Origin of the sequence: Flavobacterium chungbukense (genome assembly GCF_020805785.1) — a bacterium.
Taxonomy (GTDB): Bacteria; Bacteroidota; Bacteroidia; order Flavobacteriales; family Flavobacteriaceae; genus Flavobacterium; species Flavobacterium chungbukense.
On sequence record NZ_JAJGZV010000001.1, the window covers coordinates 485,608 to 498,324 of the forward strand.

General features: G+C 31.9%; 12 protein-coding genes. 4 read left to right on the forward strand and 8 right to left on the reverse strand.

The features are described from left to right. Positions 1-307: 307 nt before the first annotated feature. From LL966_RS02040 to LL966_RS02050, 3 genes are all read right to left on the reverse strand, one after another. Positions 308-1,522 (reverse strand): RsmB/NOP family class I SAM-dependent RNA methyltransferase, encoded by a 1,215-nt coding sequence (locus LL966_RS02040; RefSeq protein WP_229349708.1) that lies wholly within the window; start codon positions 1,520-1,522, stop codon positions 308-310. 134 nt (positions 1,523-1,656) lie between these two features. After that, positions 1,657-3,636, reverse strand: a complete 1,980-nt coding sequence (locus tag LL966_RS02045) for a KUP/HAK/KT family potassium transporter (protein ID WP_229349711.1) — start codon at positions 3,634-3,636, stop codon at positions 1,657-1,659. 128 nt (positions 3,637-3,764) lie between these two features. Next, entirely contained in the window at positions 3,765-5,120 is a 1,356-nt protein-coding gene (locus LL966_RS02050) for a hypothetical protein (RefSeq protein ID WP_229349713.1), read from the reverse strand. A gap of 241 nt (positions 5,121-5,361) precedes the next feature. Between LL966_RS02050 and LL966_RS02055 the strand changes: the two genes are divergently transcribed. Further along, positions 5,362-6,423, forward strand: coding sequence for a beta propeller repeat protein (locus LL966_RS02055; RefSeq protein WP_229349715.1), 1,062 nt, complete (start codon positions 5,362-5,364; stop codon positions 6,421-6,423). A gap of 72 nt (positions 6,424-6,495) precedes the next feature. Here LL966_RS02055 and LL966_RS02060 read toward each other — a convergent pair whose 3' ends face one another. The 4 genes from LL966_RS02060 to LL966_RS02075 all read right to left on the reverse strand — a co-directional run bounded on the left by LL966_RS02060 (position 6,496) and on the right by LL966_RS02075 (position 9,243). Then, entirely contained in the window at positions 6,496-6,954 is a 459-nt protein-coding gene (locus tag LL966_RS02060; protein WP_229349716.1) for a sensor of ECF-type sigma factor, read from the reverse strand. Positions 6,955-6,980: 26 nt separating this feature from the next. Then, entirely contained in the window at positions 6,981-7,400 is a 420-nt protein-coding gene (locus LL966_RS02065; RefSeq protein WP_229349718.1) for a hypothetical protein, read from the reverse strand. Between the two features lie 33 nt (positions 7,401-7,433). Beyond that, complete coding sequence (locus tag LL966_RS02070) at positions 7,434-7,976, reverse strand: RNA polymerase sigma factor (protein WP_229349719.1); 543 nt, start codon at positions 7,974-7,976, stop codon at positions 7,434-7,436. 76 nt (positions 7,977-8,052) lie between these two features. After that, positions 8,053-9,243: an SRPBCC family protein gene (locus tag LL966_RS02075; protein WP_229349721.1), complete on the reverse strand. Its 1,191-nt coding sequence runs from the start codon at positions 9,241-9,243 to the stop codon at positions 8,053-8,055. Between the two features lie 454 nt (positions 9,244-9,697). On the opposite strand from LL966_RS02075, the gene LL966_RS02085 reads away from it, so the two are divergent. After that, complete coding sequence (locus tag LL966_RS02085) at positions 9,698-10,078, forward strand: nucleoside triphosphate pyrophosphohydrolase family protein (RefSeq protein ID WP_229349724.1); 381 nt, start codon at positions 9,698-9,700, stop codon at positions 10,076-10,078. 217 nt (positions 10,079-10,295) lie between these two features. Here LL966_RS02085 and LL966_RS02090 read toward each other — a convergent pair whose 3' ends face one another. Continuing rightward, complete coding sequence (locus LL966_RS02090) at positions 10,296-11,366, reverse strand: branched-chain amino acid aminotransferase (RefSeq protein ID WP_229349725.1); 1,071 nt, start codon at positions 11,364-11,366, stop codon at positions 10,296-10,298. Positions 11,367-11,673: 307 nt separating this feature from the next. Between LL966_RS02090 and mnmD the strand changes: the two genes are divergently transcribed. Together mnmD and LL966_RS02100 are read left to right on the forward strand one after the other, a co-directional pair. Then, a complete protein-coding gene (mnmD, locus tag LL966_RS02095; RefSeq protein ID WP_229349726.1) occupies positions 11,674-12,336 on the forward strand; it encodes a tRNA (5-methylaminomethyl-2-thiouridine)(34)-methyltransferase MnmD in 663 nt (220 codons plus the stop codon). Between the two features lie 168 nt (positions 12,337-12,504). After that, positions 12,505-12,702 carry a hypothetical protein gene (locus LL966_RS02100; RefSeq protein WP_229349728.1) on the forward strand — a complete coding sequence of 66 codons (198 nt, stop codon included), beginning with the start codon at positions 12,505-12,507 and terminating at the stop codon, positions 12,700-12,702. The last annotated feature ends 15 nt before the right edge of the window (positions 12,703-12,717 follow it).

The window sequence follows — 12,717 nt, forward strand, 5'->3', positions numbered from 1 at the left end:
TCCAAATTCCAAACTCGTAGTTTAGAACTTTGTCAAAGTTTTAAACTTTGACAAAGTGAAACGAAAGTTCTTTCACAATCTTGTCATTTCGACGTAAGGAGAAATCTTCGTAAGTAACTCCGCAACGAAAATACAATCTTTGTCTAGCTTCTCGGAGATTTCTCCTTACGTCGAAATGACAAAACTGTAGGGAATTAGAAAAAAAAATAAAAAAAATCCAAATTCCAAGTTTTAAAATTGGAATTTGGATTTTTTAATATTGAGTAATTCCAAAACAAATTGGAATTTGGAATTTCAAAATTGGAATTTATATTTTACGTTCCAGTAAAGCCATATAGAAACCATCAAAACCAGATTCTGAAGCCAGCATTTTACGATCTTCAACAAAAGTAAATTGCTGTCCGATTTCTGTTTTTAAGAATTTCTCCACTTGTTCTTGATTTTCTGATGGTAATACAGAACAAGTTGCATAGACTAATTTTCCGCCTGGTTTTACAATTTTAGAATAGCTTTCTAAAACCTCACTCTGAACTTTACGAATGTTATCGATAAATTCAGGCTGTAATTTCCATTTAGAATCTGGATTTCTCTTTAAAACTCCTAATCCGCTACAAGGTGCATCAATTAAAACACGATCTGCTTTTTCGTGTAATTTTTTGATCACTTTTGTGCTGTCGATAATTCGATATTCAATATTAAAAGCTCCATTTCTTTTTGCTCTTAATTTCAATTGTTTCAATTTGCTTTCGTACAAATCCATTGCAATTAGCTGTCCTTTGTTTTCCATTAAGGAAGCCATGTGCAATGTTTTTCCTCCCGCTCCAGCGCAAGTATCTACAACACGCATTCCTGGTTTTACGTCAAGAAATCCTGCAACTAATTGTGAGTTAGCATCTTGAACTTCAAAAAGTCCTTGTTTAAAAGCGTCTGTCAAAAATACGTTTGCTCTTTCTTTTAAAACAAGAGCTTCAGGCTGATCTTTTAAATATTCTGTTTCAATATTTAAATCCATCAATGTATTTCTAAGGCTTTCTTTAGTTCCTTTCAAAGTATTCGTTCTAAGAATAACTTTTGCTGGCTGATTTTGTGCCGCAATTTCTTTCGACCAAACTTTTTCACCTAATTCTTTTACTCCTAATTCATCCATCCAATCCGGAATAGATTCTTTAAGCGCTCTGTTTTTAGATAATTCGTCAAAACGGCCTTTAATTTTTCTTTCTGGTGTCCCTTCCAATTGTCTCCAATCCGGAATTGGATAACCACGTAGAACTGCCCAAACGGCAAACATTCTCCATAAGTTATCTCTATCATAAGGTTCTTTTACCTCTGCAATTTCGGCGTATAATCGTTTCCAACGAACAATTTCGTATATCGTTTCAGCAACAAACTTCCTGTCAGAACTTCCCCAACGTTTGTCTTTTTTTAATGCTCTTGCCACCACTTTATCGGCATATTCTCCTTCATTGAAAATAGCATTCAAAGAGTCAATGGTAGTATAAACTAAATTTCTGTGTAATCTCATTTCTATTATTTGAGTTGCAAAGGTACTATTAATTGATTGAAAGTTAAATTTTTAATACTGAATCTTATCTTAGACTTTCATTAAAAGAAAAAACACTCTAAAAAAGAGTGTTTTTTGAAATTATTGTTAAGCTTTTATTCTTTTGAAATAATACGAGTTAATCCAATATTTTCTGGAGCATGAAGCACCATTGGGAATTTTTCTATTTTAACAGAACTACTGTCTAGACCAAAAGCTCTTTCTTCAGACAAACTCAATTTTTTGATAAAGAAATAAGAGTTCATGATAATGTTTTCATGCCATCTTAAATCATTGTCGTTTGATAAGAATTTCTCAGAAAGGACAAATTTAAAGTCACCAATAATATTGTTTTTGTTTAAAGATTCGTAACGGCTGGTAATATCTACTTCTCCGCGTTTTACCATGTCTTTGATAACTTCTCTAAACATTAAATTGATTTTGGTAGGTTCTCTAAATCCTAAGTTGAAATCAATTCTATAAATATCGTCTTTAGCAATTTCGGTAACTTTATATTGCGTTTTATAAGGTTCGGTTAAAATGTTAACGTGAACAAACCAATAGATATCGGCTCTTTTTGGACGTTTCTGCAGAATAGAATAAATGATTTTTTCCTCTAATTCATCAACACGATTTGCATTCGTCATATAAACCAAATGCGTTGCATATTTCGGAATGGATAAATCTTGGCTCAATTCTACTAAAACTTGTTTGTAGTCATCAACCTTAACCACTTTCGTGTAGTTTTTGTTGATTTTCTTAGCTAAGTACCAAATCGTCATTACAGAAATCAGCATACTTGCAATGATTAAGGTTACATAACCACCTTCTGCAAATTTGGTAATATTGGCGAATAAGAAACTAAACTCAATTAAGAGGTAAATCGTAATTAACGGAACCATGAAATACAATTTTACACGTTTCATGATTAAGTAATAATTCAATAAAATAGTCGTCATGATCATGCACAAAATAATGGCAAGACCATACGCATGTTCCATATTTCCTGATTTTTCGAAGTGTAATACAATTCCAACACAACCAAAAAACAATAACCAGTTGATTGACGGAATGTATAATTGACCTTTAACTTCTGTTGGATATTTGATTTTTACCTTAGGCCAGAAATTAAGACGCATTGCTTCGTTAATCAAAGTAAATGATCCGCTAATAAGCGCTTGAGAAGCAATAACGGCAGCCAAAGTTGCTACTACAATTCCGAATGGTAAAAACCAATGCGGCATAATTAAGTAAAATGGATTTCCATTTTCTCCACCTAATTGCTGTAGCGTACTTCCTTCGTGATGAATTAAATAGGCAGCTTGTCCAAAATAATTTAAAACCAAAGTAGTTTTTACAAACATCCAGCTTATTCTGATGTTTTTTCTACCACAGTGTCCCATGTCAGAATATAATGCTTCAGCTCCAGTTGTACATAAAAATACAAATCCTAAAACGAAGAAACCATCAGGATGAATAGACAATAAATGATAAGCATAATATGGATTAATCGCTTTAATAACTTCTGGATAATTAAGTACTTGAATAGTTCCTAAAGTTCCAAGCATGGCAAACCAGATTAACATCATTGGGGCAAAAAATTTCCCAACCAATTTAGTTCCGAATTGCTGAATGGTAAATAAAACGAAGAGAATGCTAATAACAATGTAAACAATAGTTTGGGTTTGCATTGTTGGGTAAAATGCGCGAATTCCTTCTACAGCAGATGAAATCGAGATAGGTGGCGTAATAATTCCGTCAGCTAGCAATGCACTTCCTCCAATTATGGCGGGTACAATAAGCCATTGTATTTTTGTTTTCTTGACTAAGGCATAAAGTGCAAAGATTCCTCCTTCACCATGATTGTCTGCGCTTAATGTAATAAGTACGTATTTAATCGTAGTTTGCAGTGTCAAAGTCCAAAATACACAAGAAATACCTCCTAAAACAATATCAGCATTTATGGTATGATCGCCCAAAATGGCTTTCATTACATACAATGGAGAGGTTCCAATATCTCCGTAAATAATCCCTAAAGTAATCAATAAACCCCCAATAGACAACTTACTATGTAAGTTTTTATGCGATGCGCTCATGTATATTTTTATAAAAGACGGTTGCAAATTTACTGTTTTAAAACAAATTAGCAGCAATTATAATTAAAAAGATAAAAAAAAGCACAATCCTAAAATTGTGCTTTCTTACATTATCGTTTGTACTAAAATTAACCTCTTCTTCCGCCACCACCTCTATTGTTCGAACCGCTTTCTCTCTGAGGTTGTCCTCCTCTAGATTCTTGGCTTACTCTAGAAGTTTCTTGACTAGCTCTTGGCGCTTCTGAACGCTGCTGAGTTTGTTGCGGTCTAGCAGTATATTCTCTGTTTGAGTTGCTAGATCTGTTTTCAGAATTGCTTCTTGGAGCTTCAGCTCTTTGAACTGGAGCAGATTGCGTTGTACTAGCTCTGTTTGGAGAATAGCTTCTTGAATTCTCAGATCTTTGAGAAGACATCTCGCGATTAGAATTTACTCTGTTTTCTGAATTTCCTCTTGAAATATTTCCTGTATTGGTTCTTGATTCAGCTCTTGGAGTACTTTCAACTCTTGCAGAACTATTTCCTCTGTTTGAATAATCTCTATTTGCTGTTCCTTCTGTGTTTCTGTTTACAGTTCTGTTGCTAGAATTATAGTTTCTATCTGTATTTCTTTCTGCAGAAGTTCTGTTAGTTGAGCTTCTGTTTTCTGCATATGTTCTGTTAGAATTTCTATTATCACTAGAAATAGGTCTTGCTGTATTGCCTCTATTTGTACTGTAGGTATTTCTGTTAGATTCTCTACTAGCAACTCGTCTTTGATCTAATTCGTATCTGTTTGTAGTGTTAGAATGTCTTTGAGCAAAACTATTGTTAGGACGCATTCTTTCATAACCATAAGCACGTCTTGTTTCATAGATAGCTGGAGCTCTGTAACTTCTTCTAACATTTACGTAGTTGTAACTGTTATGAACATTTATGCAAACATTTACATTGTTTCTATATCTGTAAACTGGATATGGCGCCCAAGCTGTGTAATAGGTAGGGTAATAACCCCAATACCAAGTTGAGTAGTATGGTCTGTAATTGTTTACCCAAAATGAAGTATAAATTACTGGTGCAACACTGTACACTGGTTCGTAAATGTAGTTTGCACCATACAAATAAGTATTTCCTACTATCTGAACACTTACTTTATTGTAATTATCTCTTTCAACATCAATAGTTGCAATGTCTTGATAAACATCACGATCTAAAACCGCTTGAATAATTACAACGTGTGTTCTATCTTCTACAGATTCGATAACACGTAAGTAATCTACTTGGTCATCGCCATTTAAGTCTAAGTTAGAAATTTGATATTTTGGATCATTTAATCTTCTTTCAAAATCTTGAAGATTGGCTGATTCTCCAAACATCGAAGCAACTGCCCTTAAATCTAAATTATCGCTTATGTCTGAATTTTTTGCGTATACTGTAGTTTGACTCTGTGCTGCACAAGAACCAAAAACTAAGGCTATCATCGCTATTAAAAGTAATTTCGTTTTCATGACTTAATTGTATTAAATTATTTTTTCTACTAGTGAATATCCAATTACTGTGCCATAAATTAGTTTTGCAATCTTGCGTATTTTAATTGTCACTTAATCAATAACTTATGATTTGTTTGTTCTATTTTTGTTTTGATTTGCAATAAAGAGAGATATCAATTTTATTTTTTGAAAAAGAAATAAACCTATTTGAAATTTTATAAATAATCGTATTTTAGCGTTAACCAAATTTTGATTTCCTATGAAAAAACTAACTTTATTTTGTGGTATTTTTATTTTATTGATGTCTTTTAGAACATTTAATCATAAAACGGAAGTACTTTATAGTAGTGGTTTTACATCAATGACAGTAGATACTCTTTTTAAAGATAGAATTAGTATTAGAGCTATTCTAATTGATAAAAATAAAGTTTGGTACGGTGCAGATAATTCTCGTTTTGGTTATTATGATTTAACTAAAAAAGAAAAATTTGAAGAACATATTTACCGTGATACTTTAAACTTAGAATTTAGAAGCATCGCCCAGACTTCAAAAGATGTTTTTTTGCTTAGTGTAGCAAATCCTGCCTTGCTTTATGCGGTTTCTAAAAAAGACAATAAAGTTAAATTGGTTTACAAAGAAATTAACCCAAAAGTTTTCTACGATAGCATGCAGTTTTGGAACGATAAAGAAGGAATTGCCATTGGTGATCCGACCGAAGATACTTTTTCTGTTATTGTAACAAGAGATGGAGGAGAAACCTGGACAAAATTATTGTCGGATAAATTGCCGACAAATACAACTGGTGAAGCTGCTTTTGCAGCAAGTAATACTAATATTGTAATTAAAGGAAATGATACATGGCTTGTTTCGGGAGGGAAAAAAGCACGTGTTTTTTATTCTTCAGATAAGGCAAAAACATGGAAAGTAGTAGAAACACCGATTGTTCAAGGAAAACAAATGACGGGGATTTTTACAGCTGATTTTTACGATTCTAAACAAGGTTTTATTGCAGGAGGAGATTATGATTATCCGAATAAAAGAATAGATAATAAAGCTTTTACCAAAGACGGTGGAAAAACGTGGGAATTGATAGGGCAGAATATGGGCTTTGGTTATGCGTCTTGTGTGCAATATGTGCCTGGAGGAAATGGAAAAGAAATTGTATGCGTTGGTTCTGAAGGCATACAATATTCTCAAAATGGAGGAGAAAACTGGATGCAGCTTTCTACAGATTCAACACTTTTTACTATTCGTTTTGTAAACAGAAATACTGCAATTGCAGCGGGTCATAATAAAGTAGTTAAGCTTAATTTTAAATAAAAAAATAAGAACCCTAAATAATAAAGTAAGTATTATTATATAGGGTCCTTATCGCTGTTGTTTCTTTATTGCTTAGTCTTTGTTGGCTTTATCACGATACTGCTGCAACAATTTTCGGCTAAAATCGTCTTCCGATTTTTTAAGTAATAATATTTTCTTTGCAGAAAGCACCTTTTTAATATTACTCATAAATTTTTCTCTTAGTTGATACAATTCTTTATCTGTACTTTCTATTTGAGATAATAAGGTTACGGCTTCTTTTTCTGAAAGATTTTTAAAATTGTCATCGTTTAATTTTTTCAGATAAGTTTTCATTTTTAAATGTCTTAATTCGAATTGTTTATCATCATAAGCATTGTAAATAGGCCAAAATTTTTCTGCTTCTGTTGAAGTTAATTCTAGTTCTGTCGTTAAAAATGAAACTTTAAAAGCTTTAATCTTTTCACGTTTTTCATCAATTTTTCCATTTTGTGCAAAAAAGGAAATACTTGTCAGAAAGAGCAGTAATGTTAAAATGTTTTTTATTTTCATTGCTAAGTTAAGTTGTTGAGTTAAGTTTAATTTTGTTCTGCAATTAAATGTTCTATGTTTGGACTTGTGGATAAAATGTCTTCTAGAGTTTCGTCTTCCAAAGTAATATTATTGTTTAATTTTTCAATATCGCTGTCGTCTAACTTCTGAATTAAATCGTACTGGCTTATATTGGACTGATAAGATAAATAGGTTTCTAATGTAGCTTCATCCAGATCATTAGATGTTGCTTTGTAATTATTTACAATCGGAATCATCAGCGCAAAACCAATTACAGCCGCGGCCGCAAGCGAAAGTGTTTTTTTACGTTTGTAAAAAGGAATTACCTTAACTTCTTTCTGATGTAATTGCTGTAAAACTTTCTCTGAAAAATCATCAAAATAATTTTCTGGAGTATTAAATCCAGATTTTATTTTGGGTTCGTTTTCTAATTTAAATGCTTTCATAATATCTATAAGATAGTTTTAGTTACCAAAGGTTTAATTTGATGTAACATATAATTCAATTTTTTTTACTGCGTGATGATAAGATGCTTTTAAGGCACCAACCGAAGTTCCTAAGATTTCGGCTATTTCCTCGTACTTCAATTCTTCAAAATATTTCATTTTGAAAACTAATTGTTGTTTTTCTGGAAGCGTTACAATTGCTTTTTGAAATTTGATTTGAATTTCATCTCCATCAAAATAAAGATCTGCCTTTAAATTGTCAATCGTTTTATTTTGAAGATCTTCAGACGAAATACCGCTCAATTTTGCTTTTTGAGATAAAAAAGTCAAAGCTTCGTTTGTGGCAATACGATACATCCAGGAAAAAAGTTTACTTTCACCTTTAAAGTTTTTAAGATATTGAAAGACTTTTATAAAAGTATTCTGCAAAACATCATCTGCATCATCATGATTCAAAACAATGTTTCGAATATGAGAATACAGCGGACGCTGATAATCAGACAAGAGTTTTTGAAACGCTGTATTTTGCGTTTGAGGGTTTAATAATTGTTTTATAAATTCCTTCTCGTCTATCAAACTTTTTTATTGTGTAAACCTTCTGAATGTATATTAGACTGAATTGTAAACAAAAGGTTTAATAAACTTTTGAAATTTAAAATTCTGAGTCTTCTTCTTGCGTAGGAGCAGGAGCTGGTGTAGGGGCTGGTTTCTTTTTAACAGGTTCTTTTCGCGTTTCTGTACGAGGTTCGCTTGTTGGAGTTTCTCCTTGTGTTTCGCTCGCTGTTTGCGGAGCGTAAACTGGTTCTGTTACAACAGGAACTACTTTTGGTTTTATTGGAAAATAAATTTCTGTAACTAATTTTGATGATGCTTTTACATCCAATTTGCTAAGAGTCCAAATTTCGAGATGCGACCAGCTTAAATCTGGAATTATCTTCTCATTGTTGATATAAGCTGTTGTTTTAGCAATCGCTTCATTTCTATGGGAGTAATCTCCGGTAAGTGTCGTTTTTACAGCATCAAAGCCAGTTAATTTTCCGGATAAAATATCGCTTCCAGAGCTAATAGAAATTTCTTTATTGATTGGTAAACAGATCGAAATCTTTGCTAAACCAGTATTAGTGTCGTATGTATGGTAGATAATAAAAGGTTTCCCGCTTTCAGATAAGCCATTTGCTTCACTAAACTGAATCAATTTCGGAATAACAATCCTAGCATTCTTATTTACTTTTGAAATTTCGCTCGTAAAAGTCTGACGAATATAAGGTGTTTCTGTTTTTTTAACCACACCATCAACTTTAACCGCGTAAGTTTTAGTTTCGTAGTCTAGATTTTTGTCAATATTTACTAAACTTTTTTCATAAATAGTTCCAATTACCTTATCAGAACCACCATGCAATGCAGTATAAATTTTAAACAAGAAACTCATCGTACCTTTTCCTTTCCAGGTAACTTTTGTTTTTCCGTTTAAAGTGTCTTTTAAAGTCCAGCTTACATCAGCTTGAGTGCCGTCATAGTGCATTTTTTGTGCAATGTTTTCTCCATCTTTTGTTTTAATGGTAATGGCATTTCCTTTTCCGTCAGCCCCATCCCAATAAAATGAAGCTCCGTTTCCGCTAGTCTTATTAGCAAAAGTCATTTTTATAGTAGGATCTTCAACAGACCAAGATTCAAAATCTTCGTAATTTCTAAAATCATTAAGATAATTATAAACTGTGGAGCGAGGCGAATTGATAACTTTACTTCTTTCTACAGAAAAATCTCCTTTTTGAGTGGCAACAAAAACAGTAAGAGCAACAAAGCTTAATAATGCAAAAAGAAATAAATACTTAAGAATTTTCATTGGTAGATTGTTTGGTTCGTAAAGTTATAAATTTATTGTCAGTCTTACTAATAACCAATAATTATTAGGTTTTATTTTATAGCGATTACTATTTTTAAATAAAAATAAGACTTTATTGTTTTTTTTAAACTTATCTTTTGAAGAATATTTTAATCAAAAACAAAATGGCAATAAAGAGTAAAAAAACAAGAAGTACTTTGTAATTTCCTTTGTAAAAGATTTTGTGCAGTGCTAAATCTTTTCGATAAGCAAAAATCATAATGATTACAAATGCAATAAAAAAACAGACTCCAAATATTAATTGTCCTTGACTAAACATACTTCTAAAATTATTTTTGACAAATTTAGAGAATTGTATACGATTTGCTGCTAAATTGGCTTTTCATTTCGTTCAATAAATTTTCGAATTTATTATAAAGTGACTTATATTAGCAAAAAAAAGGAAAACTATAATATGAAAAAACAACTCGACGCCGTAACAGAATTTCACACCGCATTTAAAATTGGTCATAGCGCAACTCCAGTTGCCGATGTTGGATCTGAAAAAAAATTACTTCGTTATAATTTAATGAAAGAAGAAAACGAAGAATATTACGAGGCGGTTCAAAATAATGATTTGGTTGAAATTGCTGATGCGCTTGGCGATATGATGTATATTTTGTGCGGTACCATTATCGAGCACGGACTTCAAGATAAAATTGAAGCTGTTTTTGATGAAATTCAACGCAGTAATATGAGCAAATTAGGAGAAGACGGAAAACCTATCTATAGAGAAGACGGAAAAGTAATGAAAGGACCAAATTACTTTAAACCTGATTTTTCTAAATTGTTGTAAAGAAGATTAAACGCAAAGAACGCTAAGTTTTTTTCTGTAGTTCTTGTAAAAAAAACAAAGTCCGCAAAGCTTTACGTTATTTTGTCATTTCTCCTTCGTCGAAATGACAAGATTGAGTTTAATATCTTATCTTCACGATAAAATTTTATAATAAAGCCAAATAAAAAACCCGATAAAACTAAATTTATCGGGTTTCTCTTTTTTATATGGTTTTGGATTATTGAACTTTAACGGTCCATCCGTACGTGTCTTCAGAAAGTTTGTTTTGAAGACTTGTTAATTTCTCTTTTAAGAAAGAAGCGTAAGAATTTTCAATTGGCTCCATTTCATAGTATTCATCTTTATAAGAGAATCCTTTGATAACGCTAATAACCGCTGCAGTTCCTGCTCCGAAGATTTCTTTCAAAGATCCATTTTTAGCCGCTTCAACCAATTCTGAAACAATAACTGGACGAACTTCTACATTAAGACCTTCTTTTTCAGCCATTGCAATCAAACTTTTTCTCGTAACACCATCCAAAATTCTTTCACTTGTTGGAGCTGTTAATAAAGTATCGTTAATTCTGAAGAAAACGTTCATTGTTCCAGCTTCTTCTAATTTTGTATGTGTTGCATCATCAGTCCAAATAACTTGTTGGAAACCATCTTTGTTTGCCAAGTTAGTTGGATAAAATTGCGCTGCGTAGTTTCCAGCTGCTTTTGCAGCACCGATTCCGCCATTTGCAGCTCTACTGAAATGTTCTGCAATAATTACTTTTACTTCTCCTCCATAATAAGCTTTTGCTGGAGAAAGTAAAATCATAAATTTATATTCATCAGAAGGATTTGCGATTACCCCAGGTCCTGTTGCAATCATAAAAGGACGGATGTACATACTTGCACCGTTTCCTCTCTGAATCCATTCTTGGTCGATTTTTAATAATTCATTTAAACCATCCATAAAAATATCTTCTGGAACTTCTGGCATTGCCATACGAACAGCAGAATTATTGAAACGTTTGTAGTTTTCATCAGGTCTAAACAACCAAACATCATTATTCTCATCTTTATAAGCTTTCATTCCTTCAAAAATAGCTTGTCCGTAATGAAAGACTTTTGATGATGGATCCATTAGAATAGGAGCATAAGGCTTAATGACCGGATTCTGCCATTGTCCGTCTTTATAATCACATTCAAATAAATGGTCTGTAAATACAGCACCAAAACTTAAGTTTTCAAAGTCTACAGAGCTAATCTTAGACGAATCAGCTTTTCTGATTTCAATTTTGCTTGTTTGAGTTGTACTCATAGTTATGTAAGTTTTTTGTGAGATATTTTTCACTTCTGATATTTTAAAGTGATGATATCGTGTAAAATGGAAATTAATGAATGCAAAATTACGTAAAATTATGTAAAATGCTTAGTGAAAATTCATTATTTACTGGTTTTGACTGAGATTTATTTATCCTATAATAAAGTCAAATATTTAATTGATTTTTATAAAGAATTTATGAAAAAACTATCGATTTTTAAGGCTTTACGCATTAGTTTTGACGAAATTTGAATATTAAAATGCCTTGATAATCAATAAAAATCTATTGTAAATTTCGAAAAAAGTGAAAAGAGAAATAATTAAAACGCTAGATGGCTCAACTACAATTCATTTACCAGAATGGGATGAATGTTATCATTCTAAACATGGAGCAATTCAGGAAGCAAAACACGTATTTATAAAAAATGGTCTTTCATTGTTTGAAAAACCAATAAGTATATTAGAGATTGGTTTTGGAACAGGATTAAATGCTTTTATTACTTTTTTAGAAGCCATTCGAAAAAATCAAAAGATTGATTATGTTGGAGTAGAAGCTTATCCAGTAGATGCGGAAGAAATTTTAGAAATGAATTATGCAGAGGAACTGCAAGCATTGGAATTTCATAACATTTTCGAAAAAATGCATAAATCAGATTGGAATCAAAAAGTAGAAATTTGCGACCAGTTCTCGTTAACCAAAAGGAAACAATTTTTTGATGAAATTGACGATTTTGAAACTTTTGATTTGATTTACTTTGATGCCTTCGGATACAGAGTGCAACCGGAGCTTTGGAGTACAGAAATTTTTCAGAAAATGTACAATAGTTTGAAGCCTAATGGAGTCTTAGTAACATATGCAGCTCGTGGAGTTGTTAAGAGAAGTATGATTGCTGTAGGATTTACCGTCGAAAAATTAGCGGGGCCTCCTGGTAAACGAGAAATGTTTAGAGCCTTTAAAAACCTTTAGAAACGAGTTGTTTAGAACGATTCTATATTGATTTATATGTTTTAAGAAAACGTATTCGTTGCTAAAGTTTTTAAAATAATTAGTTAAAAATGGAATTTATGTTGGTTAATTGTTTAAATTTGGCTCGAGTTTAAAAAATTAGATAACCCCCGAAAATCTTATTTTATTATGTCAAAAATGATGTTTGATTACACGAAATCAATACTTGAGAGAGTTAGTTTCGATCCGATACTTTTCTGCAAAGAGGTAGAAAAAGCTATCAAGACACTGTTACCTTATGAAATGGAACAATTACAAGAATGGTTATTAAGTTTTGTAATCGAAAAGCCAGAATTAAAACAAAGTCTACTACTTATTAAAGCATAAAAAAAGGAGCCAAAT

Coding starts and splice junctions, on each gene's coding strand:
- LL966_RS02090 (WP_229349725.1), bottom strand. CDS start 11,366: ATGAGTACAACTCAAACAAGCAAAATTGAAATCAGAAAAGCTGATTCG.
- LL966_RS02050 (WP_229349713.1), bottom strand. CDS start 5,120: ATGAAAACGAAATTACTTTTAATAGCGATGATAGCCTTAGTTTTTGGT.
- LL966_RS02100 (WP_229349728.1), top strand. CDS start 12,505: ATGTCAAAAATGATGTTTGATTACACGAAATCAATACTTGAGAGAGTT.
- LL966_RS02065 (WP_229349718.1), bottom strand. CDS start 7,400: ATGAAAGCATTTAAATTAGAAAACGAACCCAAAATAAAATCTGGATTT.
- LL966_RS02055 (WP_229349715.1), top strand. CDS start 5,362: ATGAAAAAACTAACTTTATTTTGTGGTATTTTTATTTTATTGATGTCT.
- LL966_RS02060 (WP_229349716.1), bottom strand. CDS start 6,954: ATGAAAATAAAAAACATTTTAACATTACTGCTCTTTCTGACAAGTATT.
- LL966_RS02075 (WP_229349721.1), bottom strand. CDS start 9,243: ATGAAAATTCTTAAGTATTTATTTCTTTTTGCATTATTAAGCTTTGTT.
- LL966_RS02085 (WP_229349724.1), top strand. CDS start 9,698: ATGAAAAAACAACTCGACGCCGTAACAGAATTTCACACCGCATTTAAA.
- LL966_RS02040 (WP_229349708.1), bottom strand. CDS start 1,522: ATGAGATTACACAGAAATTTAGTTTATACTACCATTGACTCTTTGAAT.
- LL966_RS02045 (WP_229349711.1), bottom strand. CDS start 3,636: ATGAGCGCATCGCATAAAAACTTACATAGTAAGTTGTCTATTGGGGGT.